The 23,069-nt window shown below is 67.4% G+C and carries 22 protein-coding genes and 1 tRNA gene; 10 read left to right on the top strand and 13 right to left on the bottom strand.

The features are described 5' to 3' along the window. Window positions 1-112: 112 nt before the first annotated feature. A complete protein-coding gene (locus OG963_RS23125; RefSeq protein ID WP_030930385.1) occupies window positions 113-724 on the top strand; it encodes an FMN-dependent NADH-azoreductase in 612 nt (203 codons plus the stop codon). A gap of 198 nt (window positions 725-922) precedes the next feature. Here the strand turns inward: OG963_RS23125 and OG963_RS23130 are convergent. Continuing rightward, window positions 923-1,005 (bottom strand) — tRNA-Leu (locus OG963_RS23130). Between the two features lie 326 nt (window positions 1,006-1,331). Between OG963_RS23130 and OG963_RS23135 the strand changes: the two genes are divergently transcribed. From OG963_RS23135 to OG963_RS23165, 7 genes are all read left to right on the top strand, one after another. Beyond that, window positions 1,332-2,207, top strand: a complete 876-nt coding sequence (locus OG963_RS23135) for a DUF3662 and FHA domain-containing protein (protein WP_093773790.1) — start codon at window positions 1,332-1,334, stop codon at window positions 2,205-2,207. 10 nt (window positions 2,208-2,217) lie between these two features. Further along, entirely contained in the window at window positions 2,218-2,733 is a 516-nt protein-coding gene (locus tag OG963_RS23140; RefSeq protein ID WP_030930391.1) for an FHA domain-containing protein, read from the top strand. A gap of 129 nt (window positions 2,734-2,862) precedes the next feature. After that, on the top strand, window positions 2,863-4,368 hold the full coding sequence (locus tag OG963_RS23145) for a Stp1/IreP family PP2C-type Ser/Thr phosphatase (RefSeq protein WP_093774143.1): 1,506 nt from the start codon (window positions 2,863-2,865) through the stop codon (window positions 4,366-4,368). Window positions 4,369-4,391: 23 nt separating this feature from the next. Then, window positions 4,392-5,810: an FtsW/RodA/SpoVE family cell cycle protein gene (locus tag OG963_RS23150; RefSeq protein WP_093773792.1), complete on the top strand. Its 1,419-nt coding sequence runs from the start codon at window positions 4,392-4,394 to the stop codon at window positions 5,808-5,810. Further along, entirely contained in the window at window positions 5,807-7,261 is a 1,455-nt protein-coding gene (locus OG963_RS23155) for a penicillin-binding transpeptidase domain-containing protein (protein ID WP_030930400.1), read from the top strand. The genes OG963_RS23150 and OG963_RS23155 overlap by 4 nt, the downstream gene beginning before the upstream one ends. A gap of 170 nt (window positions 7,262-7,431) precedes the next feature. After that, complete coding sequence (pknB, locus tag OG963_RS23160) at window positions 7,432-9,429, top strand: Stk1 family PASTA domain-containing Ser/Thr kinase (protein WP_319325355.1); 1,998 nt, start codon at window positions 7,432-7,434, stop codon at window positions 9,427-9,429. Between the two features lie 202 nt (window positions 9,430-9,631). Continuing rightward, a complete protein-coding gene (locus OG963_RS23165; protein WP_093931449.1) occupies window positions 9,632-10,648 on the top strand; it encodes a restriction endonuclease in 1,017 nt (338 codons plus the stop codon). 69 nt (window positions 10,649-10,717) lie between these two features. On the opposite strand, the gene OG963_RS23170 is transcribed toward OG963_RS23165, so the two are convergent. The 6 genes from OG963_RS23170 to OG963_RS23195 are packed head-to-tail and all read right to left on the bottom strand — an operon-like array spanning window position 10,718 to window position 15,232. Further along, complete coding sequence (locus tag OG963_RS23170; protein WP_030930410.1) at window positions 10,718-11,449, bottom strand: class E sortase; 732 nt, start codon at window positions 11,447-11,449, stop codon at window positions 10,718-10,720. 26 nt (window positions 11,450-11,475) lie between these two features. Next, the gene (locus tag OG963_RS23175) at window positions 11,476-12,843 is read right to left on the bottom strand and encodes a class E sortase (RefSeq protein ID WP_093773798.1); all 1,368 of its coding nucleotides are present in this window, start codon (window positions 12,841-12,843) and stop codon (window positions 11,476-11,478) included. Continuing rightward, entirely contained in the window at window positions 12,840-13,478 is a 639-nt protein-coding gene (locus tag OG963_RS23180) for an aminodeoxychorismate/anthranilate synthase component II (RefSeq protein WP_030930417.1), read from the bottom strand. The genes OG963_RS23175 and OG963_RS23180 overlap by 4 nt, the downstream gene beginning before the upstream one ends. After that, entirely contained in the window at window positions 13,475-13,657 is a 183-nt protein-coding gene (locus OG963_RS23185) for a hypothetical protein (RefSeq protein WP_030930420.1), read from the bottom strand. The genes OG963_RS23180 and OG963_RS23185 overlap by 4 nt, the downstream gene beginning before the upstream one ends. A gap of 56 nt (window positions 13,658-13,713) precedes the next feature. Then, complete coding sequence (locus tag OG963_RS23190) at window positions 13,714-14,439, bottom strand: class E sortase (protein ID WP_093931446.1); 726 nt, start codon at window positions 14,437-14,439, stop codon at window positions 13,714-13,716. A 25-nt stretch (window positions 14,440-14,464) separates the two neighbouring features. Further along, complete coding sequence (locus tag OG963_RS23195) at window positions 14,465-15,232, bottom strand: DUF881 domain-containing protein (RefSeq protein WP_093773802.1); 768 nt, start codon at window positions 15,230-15,232, stop codon at window positions 14,465-14,467. 136 nt (window positions 15,233-15,368) lie between these two features. Here OG963_RS23195 and crgA point away from each other — a divergent pair, with 136 nt between their 5' ends. Then, a complete protein-coding gene (crgA, locus tag OG963_RS23200) occupies window positions 15,369-15,623 on the top strand; it encodes a cell division protein CrgA (protein WP_093773804.1) in 255 nt (84 codons plus the stop codon). Between the two features lie 301 nt (window positions 15,624-15,924). On the opposite strand, the gene OG963_RS23205 is transcribed toward crgA, so the two are convergent. After that, complete coding sequence (locus tag OG963_RS23205; protein WP_030930432.1) at window positions 15,925-16,821, bottom strand: rhomboid family intramembrane serine protease; 897 nt, start codon at window positions 16,819-16,821, stop codon at window positions 15,925-15,927. A 154-nt stretch (window positions 16,822-16,975) separates the two neighbouring features. Continuing rightward, window positions 16,976-17,503 carry a peptidylprolyl isomerase gene (locus OG963_RS23210; protein ID WP_030972436.1) on the bottom strand — a complete coding sequence of 176 codons (528 nt, stop codon included), beginning with the start codon at window positions 17,501-17,503 and terminating at the stop codon, window positions 16,976-16,978. A gap of 376 nt (window positions 17,504-17,879) precedes the next feature. Between OG963_RS23210 and OG963_RS23215 the strand changes: the two genes are divergently transcribed. Further along, window positions 17,880-18,596 carry a DUF5324 family protein gene (locus tag OG963_RS23215; protein WP_093774145.1) on the top strand — a complete coding sequence of 239 codons (717 nt, stop codon included), beginning with the start codon at window positions 17,880-17,882 and terminating at the stop codon, window positions 18,594-18,596. A 162-nt stretch (window positions 18,597-18,758) separates the two neighbouring features. Here the strand turns inward: OG963_RS23215 and OG963_RS23220 are convergent, their stop codons facing one another. Genes OG963_RS23220 through OG963_RS23235 form a run of 4 tightly spaced genes read right to left on the bottom strand, consistent with a single transcriptional unit; the run spans window position 18,759 to window position 23,008 of the window. Beyond that, on the bottom strand, window positions 18,759-19,520 hold the full coding sequence (locus OG963_RS23220; RefSeq protein WP_093931445.1) for an amino acid ABC transporter ATP-binding protein: 762 nt from the start codon (window positions 19,518-19,520) through the stop codon (window positions 18,759-18,761). Further along, on the bottom strand, window positions 19,517-20,434 hold the full coding sequence (locus tag OG963_RS23225; protein WP_371799404.1) for an amino acid ABC transporter permease: 918 nt from the start codon (window positions 20,432-20,434) through the stop codon (window positions 19,517-19,519). The genes OG963_RS23220 and OG963_RS23225 overlap by 4 nt, the downstream gene beginning before the upstream one ends. 43 nt (window positions 20,435-20,477) lie before the next feature. Continuing rightward, window positions 20,478-21,425: an ABC transporter substrate-binding protein gene (locus OG963_RS23230; protein ID WP_093773810.1), complete on the bottom strand. Its 948-nt coding sequence runs from the start codon at window positions 21,423-21,425 to the stop codon at window positions 20,478-20,480. 59 nt (window positions 21,426-21,484) lie between these two features. Further along, window positions 21,485-23,008, bottom strand: coding sequence for an aminotransferase class I/II-fold pyridoxal phosphate-dependent enzyme (locus tag OG963_RS23235; RefSeq protein WP_093931444.1), 1,524 nt, complete (start codon window positions 23,006-23,008; stop codon window positions 21,485-21,487). Between the last annotated feature and the right edge of the window lie 61 nt (window positions 23,009-23,069).

A 23,069-nucleotide genomic window follows, 5' to 3' on the forward strand; every position in this document is an offset into this window, starting at 1 on the left:
TCGCTGTGCGGGACTTACGAATAGTAAGGGCCTATGCTATTACTAGGTACGTACGAAAAGGACGCCCTCCTGTCAGGTCGGGCGTCATCCCTAGATATCCGTGGAGACCCCCATGGCCACGCTCCTGCACCTCGACTCCGCCGTCTTCCCCCAGGGATCCGCGTCGCGCGAGGTCACCGCCACCTTCGTCCAGACGTGGCGCGAGCAGCACCCTGACGGTCAGGTCGTCTACCGCGACCTCGCCGCGAACCCGCTGCCCCACCTGGACGCCGCCGCGGCCGCCGCCGGCGCCGGGGACCCGCTGCGCAGCGAGCTCGCCGCCGAACTCGCAGCGGCGGACGCCGTACTGATCGGCGCGCCGATGTACAACTTCAGCATTCCGTCCACCCTGAAGGCCTGGCTCGACCAGGTGATCATCGTCGGCCACAACGCAGGCCCCGACAGCCCGGTGACCGGCACCCCCGTCACCGTCGTCGCCAGCCGCGGCGGTTCATACGCTCCCGGCACGCCGCGCGCGGACTCCGAGTTCGTCCAGAACTACCTGGAGAAGCTGCTGACGAGCATGTTCGGCGCCGAGGTCGACTTCATCGTTCCGGAGCTGACGATGGCCCACTCCCAGCCGGCGATGGCCGAGCTCATCCCCCTTGCCGAGGCTTCCCGCGCCAAGGCGTTCACCGATGCCGCGGAGAAGGCCAAGGCCCTCGCCGCCCGCCTCGCGGCCTGAGCCATGCAATGACGAAGGGCCGGTGCCCGCGGAGTAGTCGACCTCCGCGGGCGCCGGCCCTTCGTCACGCTCGTACACATCGGAACACCCACTCACCCGGAACACCCCGAATCGGGCGTTTCACGTGAAACAACGCGCCGAATCCACCGGGGAACGGAGAAGCCCCACAGGCCGTTGGCCTGTGGGGCTTCTCTCTTGTGCGCGAGGGGGGATTTGAACCCCCACGTCCCTAAGGACACTGGCACCTGAAGCCAGCGCGTCTGCCGTTCCGCCACTCGCGCATGAGTGGTGTTTTCAGACTCTCTCACCTGTTGGTGTGAGCGCCTGGCGACATCCGGAAGATTAGCACGCTGGACAGGGTGGATTCACATCCGTTGTTTCGCGGACGGATGCAGAACGAATGACGGACAGCGGGAACGCGCGACCACCGCCCCCCACTCCTCCTCAGCACACCCGAGGTGCGGGACACTGTCAGGACACCACCTCTACGATCCGTGTGAGAGGTGACACTCATCCACAGGGCAGAGAAGGGGAACCAGCCGATTTCCCGACGCGTGGATACGATCAGTAAGCAGTACAGGGACGAGAACACCGGAGGAGGTGCCCCATGGGAGTCATGAAGCGTTTCGAGCAGCGTCTCGAAGGTCTGGTCAACGGCACCTTCGCCAAGGTGTTCAAGTCCGAGGTCCAGCCGGTCGAGATCGCGGGTGCCCTCCAGCGCGAGTGCGACAACAACGCAACGATCTGGAACCGCGAGCGAACCGTCGTCCCCAATGACTTCATCGTCGAGCTCAGCGCCCCGGACTACGAGCGCCTCAGCCCGTACTCCGGCCAACTCGGCGACGAGCTCTCCGGTCTGGTCCGGGACTACGCCAAGCAGCAGCGCTACACCTTCATGGGACCCATCAAGGTCCACCTGGAGAAGGCCGACGATCTCGACACCGGGCTCTACCGCGTACGGAGCCGCACGCTTGCGTCGAGTTCGTCACAGCAGGGCCAGCAGGCCGCTCAGGGCCACCTGGGACAGTCCGGCCACCCGGGCCAGGGGCGGCCCGCCGCCCCTCAGCCCACCGGCGGCTACGGCTACCCTCCCAGCTCCGTCCCGCCCATGCCCGCGGCCCCGCCGCCGGGCGGCGGCCGTCCCGGAGCACCCACCACCGACCGGCGACCGCCGGCCGCGCCCGGCGTCATGCCGAGCGCGCAGGTGCGACGCTGGATCGAGATCAACGGCACCCGCCATCAGATCTCCCGCCCGACGCTGGTGCTGGGACGCAGCACCGAAGCCGACGTGCGGATCGACGACCCCGGCGTATCGCGCCGGCACTGTGAGATCCGGACCGGAACGCCCTCGACGATCCAGGATCTCGGGTCTACCAACGGCATCGTGGTAGACGGGCAGCACACAACCCGCGCTACGCTCCGCGACGGCTCGCGGATCGTCGTGGGTAGCACCACCATCGTTTACCGGCAAGCCGAAGGGTGAAGCGGGGGCAATGTCAGAGCTGACCCTGACGGTCATGCGGCTAGGTTTCCTGGCCGTTCTGTGGCTGTTCGTGATCGTGGCCGTCCAGGTCATCCGCAGCGACCTGTTCGGAACGCGCGTCACGCAACGCGGCTCACGCCGCAGTGCGAGCGACGCACGTCCGCAACAGGCACGCCAATCTGCCGCGGCACCACCGCAGCAACGCCAGCAGCCCGGCCGCCAGCGCCGGGGGGCACCGACAAAGCTGGTCGTCTCCGAGGGCACCCTCACCGGCACCACGGTGGCGCTCCAGGGGCAGACCATCACCCTGGGACGGGCCCACGACTCAACGATCGTGCTGGACGACGACTACGCGTCCAGCAGGCATGCCAGGATCTACCCCGACCGTGACGGCCAGTGGATCGTCGAGGATCTCGGGTCCACCAACGGCACGTATCTCGACCGGACCCGTCTCACCACCCCGACGCCTGTTCCGCTGGGCGCGCCGATCCGGATCGGCAAGACCGTCATCGAGCTGCGGAAGTAGTACGACAATGAGCGAGCGGAGCGAGCGAGCCGCGGCCGTCCGGGCAACGGACCCGGCCCGGCTCCCGACCGGAGGGTGGGCAGTGTGGCTCGAGACCGGCTGTACCCCGAGCCGACGGGCGAGGTGCGCATGAGTCTGTCCCTGCGCTTCGCCGCCGGATCGCACAAGGGCATGATCCGGGAGGGCAACGAGGACTCCGGCTATGCCGGTCCACGCCTTCTCGCCATCGCCGACGGCATGGGCGGTCAGGCGGCCGGTGAGGTCGCCAGCTCCGAGGTGATCTCCACGCTCGTCCAGCTCGACGACGACGTGCCTGGTTCGGACATCCTCACCTCGCTCGGCACGGCGGTCCAGCGTGCCAACGACCAACTGCGCATGATGGTCGAGGAGGACCCCCAGCTGGAGGGCATGGGCACCACGCTCACCGCCCTGCTCTGGACCGGTCAGCGCCTGGGCCTGGTCCACGTCGGCGACTCCCGCGCGTACCTCCTGCGCGACGGCGTACTCACCCAGATCACCCAGGACCACACCTGGGTGCAGCGGCTGGTCGACGAGGGCCGGATCACCGAGGAAGAGGCCACCACCCACCCGCAGCGCTCCCTGCTGATGCGCGCGCTGGGCAGCGGCGACCACGTCGAACCCGACCTCTCCATCCGTGAAGTCCGGGCCGGCGACCGCTATTTGATCTGCTCCGACGGGCTCTCCGGCGTCGTCTCGCACCAGACGATGGAAGAGACCCTCGCCAGCTACCAGGGCCCGCAGGAGACGATCCAGGAGCTCATCCAACTCGCCCTGCGCGGCGGTGGCCCGGACAACATCACCTGCATCGTCGCCGACGTCCTCGACGTCGACAGCAACGACACCCTGGCCGGGCGGCTCAACGACACCCCGGTCATCGTCGGCGCGGTCGCCGAGAACCAGGCCGCCCAGCTCAACGACGGCGGCGCGATGGAGACCCCCGCCGGACGCGCGGCCGGCCTCGGCCGTCCCGTCCCACCCCCCGCGGGCGGCTTCGGGCCACCCGGAAGCGGTGACGGCCTCGGCTACGGCGGAATGCCGAACGGCTCCTTCGACGCCTACACCGACGACGACTTCGTCAAGCCCGGTGGCGGCCGCAGGTGGCTGAAGAGGTCCCTCTACATCGTGCTCGCGCTGGCCGTCATCGGCGGTGGTGCGTACGGCGGTTACCGCTGGACCCAGAACCAGTTCTACGTGGGCGCCAAGAACGAACACGTCGCACTGTTCCGCGGCATCAGCCAGGACCTCGCGTGGGTCTCGCTCTCGAAGGTCGAGAAGGACCACCCCGAGATCGAACTCAAGTACCTCCCGCCCTACCAGCGCAAGCAGGTCGAGGCGACCATCGCCGAGGGCAACCTGACGGACGCCCGCGAGAAGATCAGTGAGCTCTCGACCCAGGCATCCGCCTGCAAGAAGGACGCGCAACGCCGCGCGGCCGAGGCGGAGAGCAGCGCCCGCACCGGCGAGGGCGAAGCCGGCGGCACGGGCTCGGAGGTCACCAAGACGTCCGCCCGGTCCGACGCCACCAAGACCAAGCCGACCACAGCGACTCCCACTCCCGGCCCCAGCCTCTCGGAGGAAGAGCAGAGGCTGGTCCCGCAGTGCGGTAAGCAGTAAGCCGTAGGGGAGCCTTCAGCACCATGAGCGTTGTCACCAATACGACCACGATCGGCGCGATCGACGCGCCGAGCCGTCGCAACACCGAGCTGGGCCTGATGGCTTTCGCCATCGGCATCTCGGTGTTCGCGTACGCCAATGTGGGCCTTGCCATGGACGGCAAGCTGCCCTCGGGCATGCTCGGATACGGGCTCGGCCTGATCCTGCTCGGCGGCGTCGCCCACCTCGTGGTGCGCAAGTTCGCTCCGTACGCGGATCCGCTGCTGCTGCCACTGGCGACCCTGCTCAACGGGCTGGGGCTGGTGCTGATCTGGCGCCTGGACCAGTCGCCGCGGCTGATTCAGCGAGCCAAGACGCTGTTCGGCGCCTTCAGCCCCGACGCGCCCAAGCAGTTGATGTACTCCGCGATCGGCGTCGCCCTGTTCGTAGCCGTACTGATGGTGCTCAAGGACCATCGCATCCTGCAGCGCTACACGTACATCTCCATGGCCCTGGCACTGGTACTGCTGATCCTGCCGATGTTCTTCCCGGCGGTGAACGGCGCCAAGATCTGGATCAGCCTCGGCCCGTTCTCCATCCAGCCCGGCGAGTTCGCCAAGATCATCATCGCGGTGTTCTTCTCCGGCTATCTGATGGTGAAGCGTGACGCCCTGGCCCTCGCCAGCCGCCGCTTCATGGGCCTGTACCTGCCCCGCGGCCGTGACCTCGGCCCGATCCTCGTGATCTGGGGACTGTCGATCCTGATCCTGGTCTTCGAGACCGACCTCGGTACGTCTCTGCTGTTCTTCGGCCTGTTCGTGATCATGCTGTACGTCGCCACGGAACGAACCAGCTGGATCGTCTTCGGTCTGCTGATGTCCGCAGCCGGCGCAGTCGGCGTTGCCACCTTTGAGCCGCACGTCCAGTCCCGCGTGAACGCCTGGATGGACCCGTTCGCCTGCTACACCACCGATACGAGCGGCGCCTGCGAGCAGATCGCCAACGCCATCATGTCCTTCGGGTCGGGCGGCACCCTCGGCACCGGCTGGGGCCAGGGCAACTCCGACCTGATCGGCTTCGCCGCCAACGCCGACTTCGTTCTCTCCACCGTCGGCGAAGAGCTCGGCCTCGCCGGAATGATGGCCGTCCTGCTGATCTACGGTCTGATCGTCGAGCGCGGTGTGCGCACCGCACTCGCCGCCCGCGACCCGTTCGGCAAGCTCCTCGCGATCGGCCTCTCCGGCGCCTTCGCGATCCAGGTCTTCGTCGTCGCCGGCGGTGTCATGGGGCTCATCCCGCTGACCGGTATGACGATGCCGTTCCTCGCCGCCGGTGGTTCGTCCGTGATCGCCAACTGGGCTCTGATCGGCATCCTGATCCGGATCAGCGACACCGCCCGCCGCCCCGCACCGGCCCCCGCCCCTTCCTCCGATGCCGAGATGACCCAGGTGGTCCGACCGTGAACAAGCCCCTGCGCCGGATCGCGATCTTCTGCGGTGTCCTCATCCTCGCCCTGCTCGTGCGGACCAACTACCTGCAGTACGTCCGCGCCGACGAGTTGAACACCCGCGACGAGAACCGCCGCGTCCGCATCGAGCGGTACGCCCATGAGCGGGGCAACATCATCGTCGACGGCAACCCCGTGACCAGCTCGGTCGAGACCAAGGGCAGCGACTTCAAGTACAAGCGGGTCTGGAAGGACGGCCCCATGTGGGCGCCGGTCACCGGGTACTCCTCGCAGGCTTTTGACGCCAACTTCCTCGAAAAGATCGAGGACGGCATCCTCACCGGCAACGACGACCAGCTCTTCTTCGACCGGACACTGTCGATGTTCACCGGCGAGAAGAAGCAGGGCGGCAACATCGTCACGACGCTCAACGCCGCCGCCCAGAAGGCCGCCTTCGAGGGACTGGGCGACAAGAAGGGCGCCGTCGCCGCGCTCGACCCGCAGACCGGTGCCATCCTGGCCCTCGCCAGCACCCCCTCGTACGACCCCTCGACTTTCGCAGGCAACTCCGACACGGACACCAAGGCCTGGCAGAAGCTCCTGAAGGACAAGGACAAGCCGATGCTCAACCGGGCATTGCGCGAGACCTACCCGCCCGGCTCGACCTTCAAGGTCGTCACCGCCGCCGCGGCCCTGGAGAACGGCCTCTACACCGACATCGACGGCAAGACGGACTCCCCGCTGCCCTACCGGCTCCCGCAGGTGAGCACCGTCCTGCAGAACGAGGGCAACATCCCGTGCGAGAACGCCTCTCTCCGGGAAGCGCTGCGGATGTCCTGCAACACCGTCTTCGGCAAGATCAGTGATGACCTGGGCAACCAGAAGATGATGGACGAAGCCGGCAAGTTCGGCTTCAACAAGGAGATCTTCACCCCGGTCCGCACCGACGCGAGCATCTACCCGAAGGACAACCGGCCGCAGAACGCCATGGCAGGCATCGGCCAGGCGTCCAACCGGGCCACTCCGCTGCAGATGGCCATGGTCGCCGCCGCGGTCGCCAACGACGGCAAGCTCATGCAGCCGTACATGGTCGCCGAGCGGCAGGCTCCTAACCTCGACGTGATCTACACCCACGAGAAGGAGCAGCTCAGCCAGCCCCTGTCGGGTGAGAACGCGCAGAAGCTTCAGCAGATGATGGAGACCGTCGTCAAGAGCGGCACGGGAAAGAACGCCCTCATAGACGGCGTCACTGTCGGCGGCAAGACCGGTACCGCCCAGCACGGTCTGAACAACAGCGAGAAGCCGTACGCCTGGTTCATCTCGTACGCGAAGACCGCCAGTGGCTCCCCGGTCGCAGTGGCCGTAGTGGTCGAGGACAGCCAGGCCAACAGGGACGACGTCTCCGGTGGCGGCCTCGCCGCTCCGATCGCCCGGGATGTGATGAAGGCGGTCATCGACAACAAGTAGTGACGCCCATCACATGGGGCGCCATATCTGCACATTGGGATACCGGTCAGATATCAGGTGACGGCTCTGGGCCGATCAGGTAGTGCGTGGCCGGTAGCGTATGCGCGAGCAGCACACCGCCGGACCACACACCGGTGTGGTCGGGACTGACGGAGAGGGCTGGAACAGTTATGGAAGAGCCGCGTCGCCTCGGCGGCCGGTACGAGCTGGGCTCGGTGCTCGGCCGTGGTGGCATGGCCGAGGTCTACCTCGCTCACGACACCCGGCTCGGCCGCACCGTCGCTGTGAAGACGCTGCGGACCGATCTCGCCCGCGACCCGTCCTTCCAGGCCCGGTTCCGCCGTGAGGCCCAGTCCGCCGCCTCGCTCAACCACCCGGCGATCGTTGCCGTCTACGACACCGGCGAGGACTACGTCGACGGGGTCTCCATCCCGTACATCGTGATGGAGTACGTCGACGGGTCGACGCTCAGAGAACTTCTGCACTCCGGCCGCAGACTGCTACCCGAGCGCACGCTCGAAATGACGGTCGGGATCCTCCAGGCGCTGGAGTACTCGCACCGGGCAGGCATCGTCCACCGCGACATCAAACCGGCGAACGTCATGCTGACGCGCACCGGCCAGGTCAAGGTCATGGACTTCGGCATCGCCCGTGCCATGGGTGACTCCGGCATGACGATGACCCAGACGTCGGCCGTCATCGGCACCGCCCAGTACCTCTCCCCGGAGCAGGCCAAGGGGGAGCAGGTCGACGCGCGTTCCGACCTGTATTCGACGGGCTGTCTGCTCTACGAGCTGCTGACGGTCCGGCCGCCGTTCATCGGCGACTCACCCGTCGCGGTTGCCTACCAGCACGTACGGGAAGAGCCGCAGCCCCCCAGCAACTTCGACCCCGAGATCACGCCCGAAATGGACGCGATCGTGTTGAAGGCACTGGTCAAGGACCCGGACTACCGCTACCAGTCGGCCGATGAGATGCGCGCCGACATCGAGGCCTGCCTCGACGGACGTCCGGTCGCCGCCACTGCGGCCATGGGCGCGGCCGGCTACGGCGGCTACGACGGTTACGGGCAGGACCAGCCGACCACAGCGCTGCGCGCTGCCGACCAGCACGGCGCCCAGACCTCCATGCTGCCCCCGGTCAACCCGGACGACGGCGGCTACGGACACGACGACCGCCCGGACCGCCGACGCCAGAAGAAGAGCAACACCTCGACGATCCTGCTGATCGCCGCGGGCATTCTGGTGCTGATCGGCGCGATCCTGATCGGCAGATCCGTCTTCGGCGGCGACAACAGCGACAACGGCAAGGTCGACGTGCCGAACATGGTCGGGTCGAGCGTGGACGAGGCGAGGGATCTCGCGACGAACGCCGGCGTCCTCCTCAAGGTCGGCTCGCGGGAACCCTGCGACGACCAGCCCAAGGGGAAGATCTGCAGCCAGACCCCCAAGGACGGCCAGATGCGGGAGAACGAGACCGTCACGGTCGTCGTCTCCACCGGTGCGCCGAAGGTCGAGGTCCCGGACGTCACGGAGAAGTCCGAGGAGAACGCCCGTAAGAACCTGGAGGACAAGGGCTTCAAGGTGACGGTCGTAGCGACCGAATCGTCCACCGCGGAGCCCGGCACCGTACTCGACCAGGACCCCAAGGGCGGCACGAAGGCCGAGCCGGAGTCCGAGGTCAAGATCACGGTCGCCAGGCAGGCCACCCAGAACGTCCCCGATGTCAGGACCAAGCAGTACGACGCCGCGGTGGCCCAGCTCAACGGTGTCGGCTTCAAGAATGTCTCGCGAAGCGACGTCGACTCGGACAAGCCCGCGGGCGAGGTCATCGACCAGACCCCGGCACCGGACGGCAAGAAGCCGCTGGACACGCAGATCGTCCTGAAGGTCTCCAAGGGCCCGACGCAGCCTGCGACGAAGCCGATCCCCGAGGTCAGGTTCAAGACGGTGGGCGAAGCCAAGCAGCTCCTGGCCGCACAGGGCTTCACCCAGATCCAGTTCACGCCAGGCAGCGCCACGGACGACAACGCTCGGGTCATCAGCATCGATCCGGCACCTGGCACCCAGGCCGACCCGGCAACCACCGTCGTCACCCTCACCACTGGCGGCGGCAACGGTAACGGGAACGGCAACATCTTCGGCGGCCCGTCCGGCTCACAGGACTGACCCCGAACCGCACCACCCATCGGGCCCCGGCACCTCAACGGTGACCGGGGCCCTTTGCTGTGCCTGCCACGACGCCTCCTGACCGGCATACCGCACATGCAGTCGTAAACCGATCGTGTCTTCATATGTGCTGATTCGTTGAATCGATGGGGCGGGGTATCGAGCTCTTGCCTCACTTCTGCACACATAGGAGGTCGGGAGCATGATCAACGAAACGGCTCTGCTGGAGTCGAGGGCATTGCGTGATGGCGTGGTGAGCCGGACGGACGTCATCGACAAGGTCAAGACCTTGTCTCTTCTTCCGGACGGCATGCACGTGACGACGGCGATGGTCGCCTCGTACTTCGAAGTGACCGAAACCGTCATTCGGGCCATGGTGTTCGACCATCGCGAAGAGCTCGAAAGCAACGGCTATCGCGTCCTCGCTGGATCGGAACTGAGTTACTTCAAGCAACTCAGTGGGATCCAGTCACGCACGGCGTCGCTTGCGCTCTTCCCCCGGCGAGCTGTCCTCAACGTAGCCATGCTGCTCCGCGACAGCGAAGTCGCACGTCAGGTGCGTACGTACCTCCTCGACACGGAGTACGCCGCACGGACTCATCCTGTGGATAACTCTGTCCACAGCTCCTCCGCCGCCCTCGACGACCGCATCACCCACATCCTCGGCAAGACCGTCGTCCCCATGCTCAACGCCCTCATCGAGGCCTCGGGCGAGCAGCGTCGGGATCTCATCTCGGCGCGCGCGGACATCCACCGCGTACAGCGCAAGCTGGCCCAGCACGAACAGCGGCTGCACCGACTGGAGCGCACCCGAGAGCAGCGCCCCCTAGCCGGAGTCATGGCCTCCATCGACGCCATGAACTGGCGGGAGTTCGAGCAGCACATCGCAAGCCTGCTGCGTCGGGACGGCTGCACCGACGTCGAGATCCACGGCGGCAGTGGCGACCGCGGTGCCGACATCACGGCGTACACGGCCGACGGGCGGCGTCTCGTCGTCCAGTGCAAGAACTTCGCGCCCTACCGCTCGGTGTGGAGCGGCGAGATGCAGAAGTTCGTCGGTACCAAGACGCTGCACCAGGCAGACGTGGCCGTGTACGTGGCGACCTGCCCGTTCTCTCGTGAGGCGCTCGACATCGCGCTGCAGGTCGGCGTCACTGCCGTACACCGCGGCCTGCTGGAGGCCTGGAGCGCGGGCGCGACACTTCAGGTTCTCAGGTAGTAGCCACACCGCAGAAGGCCCGAAGTCGCAAAGGATAGTTGCGACTTCGGGCCTGACTCATCGTAACGGCTAACGCAGCTCAACCGGTTTCGTACGGTCCTTGTCGACCTTCTCCGTACGCACCAACTCGCCCCACACGATGTACCGGTACCTCGACGTGTAGACCGGTGTGCACGTCGTCAGCGTGATGTAGCGGCCGGGCTTCTTCACACCCGCTTCCTTCGGGACCGGCTGGAGCACCTTGACGTTGTACTTCGTGGTCTCGGGGAGCTCCTTGAAGACCTTGTAGACGTACCAGGTGTCCTTGGTCTCGAAGACGACCGCGTCGCCCGTCTTCACCTTGTCGATGTTGTGGAACTTCGCCCCGTGCCCGTCGCGGTGCGCCGCCAGCGTGAAGTTGCCCTGCTTGTCCCAGGGAAGAGCGGACTTCACCGGGTCCGTGTAATAGCCGGCGATGCCGTCGTTGAGGTTCTCGGTGTCGGTGCCCTTCTTGACCAGCACCTCGCCGTTCTTCATCGCGGGTACGTGCAGGAAGCCGATGCCGTCCTTGGTGTCGAGGGCGCCGGGTCCGTCGGCCCAGTGGTTGCGGACGGTGTGCCCCTGCTTCTCGGCCTCGCGGTCCGCGAGCACATTGGTCCACCACAAGGAGTAGACGACGAACAGGCCCAGCACCAGGCCCGCAGTGATCAGCAACTCACCGAAGAGACTGACCGCGGTCGCCACGGGGTGGCGGTCCCTGCTCCGCACCGGGGGCGCGGACACGTCGGTCTGTTCTTCCTGCTGCTGGGTCCTCGCTGCCACCGCACCCGTCCCTGTTGTGATGATGTTCAGCCGACGAGCGCGTCGGGCTTCCCCTTGCTGCGTGGCCGTTCGTCGACCATCTTGCCCCACACGATCAACCGGTACGTACTTGTGAATTCGGGCGTGCAGGTCGTCAGAGTGATGTAGCGGCCGGGCTTTGTGAACCCCGATCCGGGTGGCACCGGCCCGATCACCGAGACGTTGGACGGTGACGTCTGCGGAAGCACGCTGGTCATCTCGTACGTGTAGTACGCGTCCTGCGTCTCGACCACGATCGAGTCACCCTTGCGCAGCCTGTTGATGTAGCGGAACGGTTCACCGTGCGTGTTGCGGTGACCGGCCAGCGCGAAGTTGCCCTGCGCGGCCGACGGCATCGCCGTACGGAGTGCGCCGTCGCCGTAGTGACCGACCATCCCGCGGTCGAGGACCTTCTCCTTGCTGGTGCCCTCGGCGATCGGCGCGACCACGTCGAGTTTCGGGATGTGGATGATGGCGAAGCCCTGCCCCGGCTCGAACGCCCCGGGCTTGCGGTCGCCCTTTGCCCAGTCGTCCTGGATCTTGTGCGTCTCGTTGCCGGCGATCTGGTCCGCACGCACATTCGTCCACCACAGCTGGTACGTGACGAACAGCAGCATCAGCACACCGAGCGAGATGAACAGCTCGCCCACGACCCGGCTGGCGACGACGGCAGGGCTGTCCTTGGCCGCGCGGGCGGCGCGCCTCGCCTCGACGCGCGTCAGCGGTCTTCCGTCCGCAGCCGTTGATTCCGACCGGGCTTCCGACCGCGGGTCGGCGCGTCGGCGGCCGCGCCCCTTGGCGGCGCGCCGACGCTCTGCGCGGCCGCCGGCCGGTGAATCCGTCCGCGGTCCGGGTTCGGCAGACTCCGGGCGGGAATCGGCGGCCGCCGCCGTGCTGTCCACGTCGGGCTCCGGTGCGTACTCGGGCACGTACGCCGTCTCCGACTCCGGTCGCGGCGCCGGTGCGGGTGGAGTCACCGCACGATCGGCCATGCGCCGGGTGTCGGCCGACCGCAGACCGACCGTCTCGTCATGGAGGGAAAGCGGCTGAGGCGAAGACGCCGTGACGGGCTCCTGCTGCCCGTACCAGTCCCGTTCGTACCCCTCGGGGTCATACCACTCGCGCGGCGCCCCCTGGGGCTCTTGAGCCCCTTGTGACGCCTGTGCCTGCCCGCCCTGCGCCACCCCGGTGGCCGCCCCCTGCGCCGGAGGGTCCTCCGCCGGGAACCACGGCGAGGCGTGCTGCCCCGGCAGCGGATCGTTCAGCGGATCCGCCAACTGCTCGACTGCCGCCTCGAACGCACCCGTGGCCTCGTACGCATGGTGCTCGTACGGGCCGTCCTGTCCGGGGTCGTGCTCGGGACGGAGTGCGGTCACGCGACGGCCTTGCCCACCACCGGCGCGAGCCCCACCGACCTCGCGACAGCGCCCGCATCACCGCACTGCGTCAGCCAGTTGGCCAGCATCAGATGGCCGTACTCCGTCAGCACCGACTCCGGATGGAACTGCACGCCCTCCACCGCCAGGTCCCGGTGGCGCAGGCCCATGATGATGCCGTCGGCCGTGCGCGCCGTGACCTCCAACTCCTGCGGGATCGTGTCCGGTTCGGCGGCCAGCGAGTGGTAGCGGGTCGCGGTGAACGGCGACGGCAGTCCGGCGAAGACTCCCTTGCCCTCGTGGGTCACCGGCGACGTCTTGCCGTGCAGCAGCTCCGGGGCCCGGTCCACCACACCGCCGTACGCCACGGCCATCGACTGCATGCCGAGGCAGACACCGAAGACCGGAACGCCGGTCGCAGCACAGTGGCGCACCATGTCGACGCAGACACCGGCCTGCTCGGGGGTGCCGGGGCCGGGCGAGAGCAGGACGCCGTCGAAGCCGTCCTGGGCATGGGCCGTGGTCACCTCGTCGTTGCGCAGTACTTCGCACTGGGCGCCGAGCTGGTAGAGGTACTGAACGAGGTTGAAGACAAAACTGTCGTAGTTGTCGACGACAAGGATGCGGGCGCTCACTGTCCGGCCCCCGTTCCGCTCGTGCCGTCGACCGTCACGTCCCCGAACGGAAGCAGCGGCTCGGCCCACGGGAAGACGTACTGGAAAAGCACATAGACGACGGCGAGCGCCAGGACGAGCGAGATGAGCCCGCGCACCCACACATTGCCCGGCAGATGCTTCCAGATCCAGCCGTACATGCTGTCCCCTCCATTCGGTACGGGACCAGACTAAAGGGCCGGGGCCGGAGCGTGGGTCAGCTGTGGAAAGCCGCGGGCCTGCCGTCGGTCACAGGCTGGGTCGCGTCGAGGTGCGCCCAGGCGATCAGCCGGTGGCTGCTGCCCCATTCGGGGTCGCAGGTCGTCAGCGTCAGATAGCGTCCGGGACCGTCGAAGCCGGACTTGCGGGGGACGGGGTCGATCACACCCGTGTCGCTCGGCACGGTCCGGTAGGGCTTCTTGTCGATGCGGTACGTGAACCATGTCGTCCCGTCCGTGACGATCACCGCGTCGCCGGGGCGCAGTTCCGGGAAATCCTTGAAGGGATCCCCGTACGTGCGCCGGTGTCCGGCCACGGCAAAGTTGCCCGTCGCGCCGAGGGAGGCGGTTCCCCGGTAGTGACCGAGGCCCTTCTGCAACGTCCTGACCTCGGTGTTCTCCAGGATGGGCCACTGCCAGCCCTTGCCGAGACGGGGGATGTACAGCATCGCGAACGCCTTCCCGTCCGGGTACACGACGGATGTGGGCGGCACGGACGCGGTGGAGGCGGGCGCATCGGTGGTGGGCGAGGGCGACACGGCCGGCGCGGGTGCGGACACGGCCCCGCGGGCCCACCGGTCCTGAAGGCCGTCGATCTGCCCCTCGGTCGCGCCGGCGGCCTTCACTCCGGTCCAGAACAACACGTAGACCACAAAGAGGATGATCAGGGCGCCAACGGTGATGCACAGTTCGCTGAACGTCCTGACGATCAGTCGCACCGACACCGGTCGGCCTCCCCGGAACTGCTCGCTACTTCACCGGCTTCGCGTAGTGGAGATCCACTGTGCCCGAGTAGCCGGGAAGAGTCACCGCCTCGCGCTCGTCGACTTTCCAGCCCAGCCCGTACGCCTTCACGTACAGCAGGTAGTTCTGGATCGCCGGGGAGTTGTCGAGGGCCTTCTTGAGACTGTCCGGGCTGCCGACCGCGGTGATCTTGTACGGGGGCGAGTACACCCGGCCCTGCAGGATCAGGGTGTTGCCGACGCAGCGCACGGCACTGGTGGAGATCAGCCGCTGGTCCATGACCCGGATACCGCGAGCGCCCCCCTGCCAGAGAGCGTTGACCACCGCCTGCAGATCCTGCTGGTGAATGACCAGGTCATTGGGTTGCGGGTCGGGGTAGCCAGGCTTCGCGGTGGCGTCCGGCGGGGCGTCGTCGAGGGTGACCGCGACGGCCCGGCCGGAGAGCTTCGTGGTGCCCGCCTCCCGCTCCAGCGCCTTGAGCCTCGCGTCCTCCGCCTTCGTGCTGCCGTCGTCGCGCTGGGCGAGGGAGTCGATGTCGTCACGCAGGGATGCGTTGGAGTCGTCGAGCGCCGCGTTCTTCCCGCTGCGCTGCTGGATCAGGTCGGAGAGCTTCAGCAGCGAGGAGTCGGTGCGGATGTTGGTGCCCTTGGCCGTGTTGGCGCTGGTGACGAAGATCAGTCCGGCGAGGGCGAAGACAGCAGCGGTGAGCACCCGGACCGGGTGCCTGAAGGGGCGCCGGACCGGCTCTTGGGGAGAGTCGGCAGAATTGCTCAACGTACCCTTATCTCCTTCGGCGCCACGGAAGCACTACGCTAACGGACGCCCGGGGGAGGCAGCATTCCCCCTCGCGCCCCGGCGCCAGCCATAGTTCCCTGCGCGGTCACGCAGCGCATCGACAGGAGAGTTCCTCGTGCCGAAGTCACGTATCCGCAAGAAGGCCGACTTCACGCCGCCCCCGGCGAAGCAGGCAACCAACATAAAGCTGACCAATCGCAGTTGGGTGGCGCCGGTGATGCTGGCGTTCTTCCTGATCGGTCTGGCCTGGATCGTCGTTTTCTACGTGACCGACGGCGATCTGCCGATCGACGCGCTCGGGAACTGGAACATCGTCGTCGGCTTCGGCTTCATCGCCGGTGGCTTCGGCGTCTCCACCCAGTGGAAGTAGCTCCACCTCGTACCCGGCACCACAGCTGACCCCGTAGCGCAACCCTTGCCCTGAGTTACCCACAGCGTTATCCACAGGCAGGGGAAAAGGTCAGACGATCTGTGGATAACTCCCTGGATGTTGACGCCGGTGTGACTGCAGCCTCCCCCGTCGAGGGGTGGCACGCCCCTTGTCCGGACTGGAAAAACCCAGCTCAGCGGCAAGGGGCACAGTTGTACCCACAGAAATGCACAAGATCACATCCCCGCTGTGGACAACTGCACGAAGGGCGACCTCGGCCGGTCTGCGATCACCCCTGCGATCAGGTCAGTGCGGCCGTTCTGGCGACCACGACGAGGATCACCGCCGCCAGGACCAGCGCACAGGTGCCGTACTGCACCAGCGCGCGCCGCCCGCGCGGCGCATGGACCATGGCGATGGCGATCACCGTGCCCGCGATCAGACCGCCGACATGCGCCTGCCAGGCGATTCCGCCCCAGGTGAAGGTGAAGAGCAGGTTCAGCGCGAGGAGCACGAGGACCGGCCGCATGTCGTAGTTCAGGCGGCGCATGAGCACGGCGGTGGCGCCCAGCAGGCCGAAGATGGCTCCGGAGGCACCGAGCGAGGGTTGATTCGGTGCGGCGAGCCAGTAGGTGAGAGCGCTGCCCGCCAGGCCGGAGAGCAGATAGAGCGCGAGGTAGCGGGCGCGCCCGAGCGCCGCCTCCAGGGGGCCGCCGAGCCACCACAGTCCCAGCATGTTGAACGCGATGTGCCACACCTCCTGGTGCAGGAACATCGCCGTGACCAGCCGGTACCACTGGCCCTCGGCGACACCTTCCGGCGGGCCGCCGTAGTAGAGGTTGGCCCGGCCGAAGAGCGTCAGGTCCTGGAGCAGCGCCCCCTTCACGTGCACCACGATGAACAGGGCGACATTGAGAGCGAGCAGGATCTTGGTGACCAGCCGGGGGTCGGCCGCGATGGTGCCGCCGGCGAGGGTGCGTGGCTGATTGGCCGCCGGTCCGTGCCCCGTGCCGGATCCCTGACGGACGCAGTCCGGACACTGGAAGCCGACCGAGGCGCTGACCATGCATTCGGTGCAGATCGGGCGGTCGCAGCGGGTGCAGCGGATCCCTGTCTCACGGCCCGGGTGGCGGTAGCAGCCGAGCGGGCCGTCGGTGGCGCCGGACTGGTCGCGGGTGCCGGGTGGCTGCTCGTCCATCGGTCCCTTCACTTCCTGGTCCCCTCGGTATCTCGTGAGCGGCCAGCGCGCACAAAGCCGCCCTGCTCATCCGCTATGTATGCAGTACGGACAAGCAGGGCGGTTGGTTCCCGGCGAAGGAATCAGAGAGTGATCATCCGGTGACCACTGGAGATCATCGGGTCTCGACGACGACCGATTCGATCACCACGTCCTGCACCGGACGGTCGGTGCGGGCGTTGGTCTGGGTGCCTGCGATGGCGTCCACGACCTTCTTGCTGGCTTCGTCCGTCACCTCACCGAAGATGGTGTGCTTGCCGGTCAGCCACGCGGTGGGCGAGACGGTCACGAAGAACTGCGAGCCGTTGGTGCCCGGGCCGGCGTTGGCCATGGCCAGCAGGTACGGCTTGTTGAAGCTGAGGTCCGGGTGGAACTCGTCACCGAACTCGTAGCCCGGGCCACCGGTGCCGTTGCCCAGCGGGTCGCCGCCCTGGATCATGAAGCCGCTGATGACACGGTGGAAGACGGTGCCGTCGTACAGCCGGTCCTTGGACTTCTTGCCGGTCGCGGGGTGAGTCCACTCGCGCTCGCCCGTGGCGAGCTCGACGAAGTTCTTGACCGTCTTGGGCGCGTGGTTCGGCAGAAGCCGGATCTCGATGTCGCCTTGGTTGGTCTTCAAGGTGGCGTAAAGCTGCTCGGCCACGATCTGCCTTCCGTAAGTCTTCGCTGACGTCCACCGATCCTTGCATGGACGCTCCCTCAGGTCGCCCGACCGCCACCCGCGAACGGACATCCCTCACCTTCTTGCCTGATTCCACACCGCTCGCCTGCCGCTTCCCGCAGGAACAAATGAGGCCAAGCGCGTGACGAACCGGCGCGTACTGAGCTGAACCGTGGCATTGTCGTCGGCAAGCTCCCCTTGCACCGCATTGCCCGAGGACGTCTCTCACGACCGTCCCTCACGACCGTCGCTCATGACCCGGATGCCCGCCCCACATGCCAGTTGGGCCACCGGCAGGCATGATCTCGAAATGGGTGGAAAGGCGGAGTACCTACCCGCCACCAAGGAGGAGGATCCCGTGACCCGCATCGACAGCGTGCGCGCCGCAACCGACTCGGCGAAGGAGAGCGTGCAGCACGCCGCGGAAGTGGTGGCGCCCTACGCCGAGACGGCCAAGGACCAGGCCGCACGCTATGCGCACGAGGCCCGTACGCGGCTCGCGCCGAAGGCGTCGAAAGCAGCCCAACAGGCCCGTGTCCAGTACGACGCCTATCTCGCACCGCACATCGAACTGGCCCGCTCTCATGTGCCGCCCAAGGTCGACGAGGCCGCGCAGCGTGCCGCGCTCCGCACCCGCCAGGCCACGAAGTACGCCGCGGAGTACACCGTGCCCCGCGTCGGGTCCGCGGTGGCCGCTGCCCAGCCCGTCGCCGAGGAGGCCACGTCCCGCAGCATCGCGGCCCTGGCAGCCCTGCGCGGGCAGGTCACTCCGAAGGAGATCCAGCAGCTGGTCAGGAGGAACAGGAGGCGGGCCAAGGCCGGCCGCGCGCTGAAGGGCTTCGCCGCGGTCTCCCTGGTGGCGGCCGGTTCCTATGCCGCCTGGCGGTGGTGGGACAAGCAGGCCAACCCGGATTGGCTGGTCGAACCCCCCGCCCCCACGGAGGTCTCCGACCGCGCACCGCTGACCTCGGTCGACGGCAGCGGCCCGACGGTCCTCGACCCCGAGGTCCGTGCCAAGCAGGACGACGCCGGCCCTGACGAGGTGGACGGAACGGACCTCGACGACCGCCGCTGAGCAACCGGCCCGACAGAACGGGCGCCGGGAAGACCCTGAGGTTTTCCGGCGCCCGTTGCGTTTTTCATGGAGGGCCATCGGCGGAGGAGAAGTGTGCGCGTAGAGAGGCGGTACGGAAGATCCGTACCGCCTCTTCGCACCTCGGCATGCGCCGAGATCCGCTCACAAGACCTTGGAGAGGAAGGTCCTGGTGCGGTCGTGCTGCGGGTTGGTGAGGACGTCCCGGGGGTTGCCGGCTTCGACGACCACGCCGTCGTCCATGAAGACGAGGGAGTCGCCGACTTCGCGTGCGAAGCCCATTTCATGGGTGACGACGACCATGGTCATGCCGTCTTCGGCGAGGCCGCGCATGACGTCGAGGACGTCGCCGACGAGTTCGGGGTCGAGGGCGGAGGTGGGCTCGTCGAACAGCATCAGCTTGGGTTCCATCGCCAGGGCGCGGGCGATGGCGACGCGCTGTTGCTGCCCACCGGAGAGCTGGGAGGGGTAGTTGCCGGCCTTGTCGGCCAGGCCGACGCGGTCCAGCAGTCTTCCGGCGCGTTCGCGGGCGACGGCTTTGGTTTCGCCCTTGACCTGGACGGGGGCTTCCATGACGTTCTCGAGGGCGGTCATGTGCGGGAAGAGGTTGAAGCGCTGGAAGACCATGCCGATGTCCCGGCGCTTCAGAGCGACCTCGCTGTCCTTGAGCTCGTGAAGCTTGTTGCCGTTCTGCCGGTACCCGACGAGGTCGCCGTCGACGTAGAGGCGGCCTGCATTGAGTTTCTCCAGGTGGTTGATGCAGCGCAGGAAGGTCGACTTGCCGGAGCCGGAGGGGCCGATGAGGCAGAACACCTCGCGGGGGGCGACTTCGAGGTCGATGCCCTTGAGGACCTCGATCGGGCCGAAGGACTTGTGGACGCCCTCGGCCTTCACCATCGCGTTCATGCCGTGACTCCCTTCGGGCGGCGCACGGAAAGCAGGGTGGCGCTGAGCTTCTGCAGCGGAGTCGGCGGGAGGCTGCGGCTGGAGCCGCGGGCGTAGTGGCGTTCCAGGCAGTACTGGCCGACGCTGAGGATCGAGGTGAGGACGAGGTACCAGACGGCTGCCAGGAACAGCATCTCCACCGGTGCACCGGAGGTCTGGCCGATGTCCTGGGCCTGGCGGAGGAGTTCGTCGTACTGCACTGCGGCTACCAGGGAGGTCGTCTTGAGCATGTTGATGACCTCGTTGCCCGTGGGGGGCACGATGACGCGCATGGCCTGGGGTATGACGACGCGGCGCAGCGTCTTGCCGTGGCTCATGCCGAGGGCGTGGGAGGCCTCGGTCTGGCCCTCCTCGACCGAGAGCAGACCGGCGCGGCAGATCTCGGCCATGTACGCGGCTTCATTCAGTCCCAGCCCCAGGAGTGCCGTGAGGAACGGTGTCATGAAGTCGGACCATTCGTCCTTGTAGAACGGGCCCAGGTCGATGTACTCGAAGACGAGGCCGAGGTTGAACCAGACGAAGAGCTGGACCAGGACCGGGGTGCCGCGGAAGAACCAGATGTAGAACCAGGAGATCGATGAGGTCACCGGGTTCTTCGACAGGCGCATGATCGCGAGGATGATGCCGCCGGTGATGCCGATGGCCATCGACAGGACGGTCAGGATCAGCGTCTGGCCGACGCCGTCGAGGATGCGCCGGTCGAGGAAGTAGTCGGGGACGGCGCCCCAGTTGATCTTTCCTTGTGAGAAGGCGTAGACGACCGCGGCGAACAGTGCGATGGCGATGACGGCGGCGATGTACCGGCCGTGGTGCCGGACCGGAACGGCCTTGACTGTCTCCCGCTCGCGGGGCGGGGCTGTGGTCTCAACAGACATGGGGGTGTGGCCTCTCAACGGCTCGATGACTTTTCTTCGCCGGTCATGTGCCACCGTTGATCTTTGCCTCGGTCACCGCGCCGGCCTCGACACGCCACTTGGCGACGATCTTCTTGTACTCGCCGTTCTTGATGACGGCGTCGAGCGCGGCCTGAATCGCTTCGCGGAGCTGGGTGTTGCCCTTCGCGACGGCGATGCCGTACGGGGCGGCCTCGACCTGATCGCCGACGATCCGGAAGTCGTTCCCGCCGCCCGAGGTCTTGGCCGCGTACGCCGCCACCGGGAAGTCGGACACCCCGGCGTCCGCGCCGCCGGACCGCAGCCGGGTCTGGGCCTGCTGGTCGTTGTCGAAGGCCTCGATCGCGATCTTGCCCTTCTTGGCCTTCAGGCACTTGGTGTTCTCGAGCTCGGCAAGGTCCTCGGAGACCGTGCCGCGCTGGACGACGATCTTCTTGCCGCACAGGTCGGCCCAGGTCCTGATGCCCTGGTCGTCACCCTTCCTGGTGTAGATCGAGACACCGGCGGTGAAGTAGTCGACGAAGTCGACGCCCTCGCCGACCTTCTTCCCGGTCTCCGGGTCGACACCGTTCTGCCGGTCCTTGGTATCCGTCATGGCCGACATGGCGAGGTCGTACCGCTTCGCGCGCAGACCTGTGATCAGCGTGTCGAAGGTGCCGTTCTCGAACTCGAACTTCACACCGAGCTGCTTGCCGAGAGCGTCCGCGATGTCCGGGTCGATCCCGACGACCTTGCCGGAGCTGTCCTTGAACTCGACCGGCGGGTACGCGATGTCCGAACCGACCTTGATGACGCCCTTGTCGCGGATCGCCCGGGGAAGCTTGTCCGCGAGCGGGGCCGCGGAGGTGGCGCTGGGGACGCCGTCGTCGGCCTCGTCCTTCGTCTGGTTGCCGCATGAGGCAAGGAGGGAGAGAAGTCCTGTCGCGGCGACGGTTGCCACGACGGCTCGGCGTGTGGCCATGTATCTGGTCATGGTGGTTTCTCCGTGGGTTCGGGCAGGTCCGGCAGGGAGGGCAGGGGGAGGAGGCCGGCTCAGTGCGAGAGCTGTGCGTCGGGGGCGACGACACGAAGGCGCGAGACGGCGGGGTCGAGCGCTCCGCGTACATGACCGCTGGGAGCGGCAGCGGTGCGCTGGAGGAAATCGATCACTTCTGCCGTGATGACCTCGCCCGGCAGCACGTTGGGGATGCCCGGGGGGTAGGCCGCCAGGGTGTCCGCAGAGATCATGCCGACCGCGTCCGAGGCCGGCACGGACCGGGAGGGGCTGAGAAAGGCATCGCGGGCGGTGAGCAGGGCCGGCCCGGGGGACGGCAGCCGCAGGCGGGACCGGTCGTCCTCGCCACTGCCGACCAGGGGGGAGGGAAGGCAGTGGAGGGCTTCGATGAAGCGGTCCATGTCGGGCACGGCGCCTGCGCCCACCACGGCGACGATCGCGGAATCGGTCGCCACCTCCACCATGACCTGGTGGTCGCGTGACAGGAGCCTGCGCGCTTCGTGCCCGGATATGCCGCCGCTGCGGGTGTCGACGGCGATCCGCAGCGGATCGGCGGCGACGATGTCCGGGAACAGCGGGAAGGTGTCGCTGACGATCGCGTACCGGCCGAGTCTCCGGATCACCCGGCGTGCGTTCTCCGCCGCCTCCACCGATGCGCCGACGCCTTCACGATTGGTCATCAGGCTCGCCCGCGCCACGTCGAGCGAGGCCATGAGCAGCGCGCTCGCGCTCGTCGACTGCACCATGCGGAAGGCACGCTCCACGAGCGGCTCCAGCCGGTCGGCGAACGGGCCGTGGCCGAGATGGAGCATCGCCGACTGGGTGAGGCTGCCTGCCAGCTTGTGTGTGCTGGAGGTGACCAGGTCGGCGCCCTGGGAGAGCGCGTTGTCGGGGAGGGCCGGGTGGAAGCCGAAGTGCGAGCCCCATGCCTCGTCCACGATCAGTGGAACGCCGGCGGCATGGGCCGTGTCGGCCAGGGCACGGACGTCGGCGACCGCGCCGAAGTAGCTGGGGCTGACGACGTACGCGGCCGCCGCGTCCGGCTGTTCGGCGAGGGCCTTGGCCAGGTCCTCGGCGGTGACTCCATGGGCGATGCCCTGGTCGGTGTCGACCGACGGCTCTACGAAGGCGGCGTCCAGCCCCGACAGCACGAGCCCGTCGATGACGCTGGAGTGGACGCTTCGCTGCACGACCAGGACGGGGCCGAGTGCCGGCGCCACGAGGGACGCGATCTGGTTGCCCTGCGAGGCGCCGTTGGTCAGGAACCAGGTGCGCCGGGCGCCCCAGGCGTCCGCGGCCAGGGCGAGCGCCTCGTGCAGCGGAGCGTCGGAGCCGAGATCGATCCCGTCGAGGAGCGGCGGAAAGTCCAGCCGGAGCGGCTCGGGCCCGAGCAGGGAGGTCAGGGGTTCGAAGCTGAGCGTGTCCGCCGCGTGCCCGGGGACGTTCAGCCGAACCCAGCTGCGGCGCGCGTGGGCCCGCAGGGCTTCGGCGTACGGAGCGCGGTGCTGTCCGGATCCGGTCGACCGTCGCGCATCAGTGGATGCGGTGGTTGTGCTGTTCACGCCGGTGAGCGTCGCACCGCCTGAGCTATCGAGGAATACATGAGTTCCCTGCCACCCTCCA

Source organism: Streptomyces sp. NBC_01707 (assembly GCF_041438805.1).
Classification (GTDB): Bacteria; Actinomycetota; Actinomycetes; order Streptomycetales; family Streptomycetaceae; genus Streptomyces.

Excerpts from the sequence above, each read along its gene's own strand:
- OG963_RS23125 (WP_030930385.1), top strand. The coding sequence starts at position 113 with ATGGCCACGCTCCTGCACCTCGACTCCGCCGTCTTCCCCCAGGGATCC.
- OG963_RS23135 (WP_093773790.1), top strand. The coding sequence starts at position 1,332 with ATGGGAGTCATGAAGCGTTTCGAGCAGCGTCTCGAAGGTCTGGTCAAC.
- OG963_RS23140 (WP_030930391.1), top strand. The coding sequence starts at position 2,218 with ATGTCAGAGCTGACCCTGACGGTCATGCGGCTAGGTTTCCTGGCCGTT.
- OG963_RS23145 (WP_093774143.1), top strand. The coding sequence starts at position 2,863 with ATGAGTCTGTCCCTGCGCTTCGCCGCCGGATCGCACAAGGGCATGATC.
- OG963_RS23150 (WP_093773792.1), top strand. The coding sequence starts at position 4,392 with ATGAGCGTTGTCACCAATACGACCACGATCGGCGCGATCGACGCGCCG.
- pknB (WP_319325355.1), top strand. The coding sequence starts at position 7,432 with ATGGAAGAGCCGCGTCGCCTCGGCGGCCGGTACGAGCTGGGCTCGGTG.
- OG963_RS23165 (WP_093931449.1), top strand. The coding sequence starts at position 9,632 with ATGATCAACGAAACGGCTCTGCTGGAGTCGAGGGCATTGCGTGATGGC.
- OG963_RS23185 (WP_030930420.1), bottom strand. The coding sequence starts at position 13,657 with ATGTACGGCTGGATCTGGAAGCATCTGCCGGGCAATGTGTGGGTGCGC.
- OG963_RS23205 (WP_030930432.1), bottom strand. The coding sequence starts at position 16,821 with ATGGACGAGCAGCCACCCGGCACCCGCGACCAGTCCGGCGCCACCGAC.
- OG963_RS23220 (WP_093931445.1), bottom strand. The coding sequence starts at position 19,520 with ATGAACGCGATGGTGAAGGCCGAGGGCGTCCACAAGTCCTTCGGCCCG.
- OG963_RS23225 (WP_371799404.1), bottom strand. The coding sequence starts at position 20,434 with ATGTCTGTTGAGACCACAGCCCCGCCCCGCGAGCGGGAGACAGTCAAG.
- OG963_RS23230 (WP_093773810.1), bottom strand. The coding sequence starts at position 21,425 with ATGACCAGATACATGGCCACACGCCGAGCCGTCGTGGCAACCGTCGCC.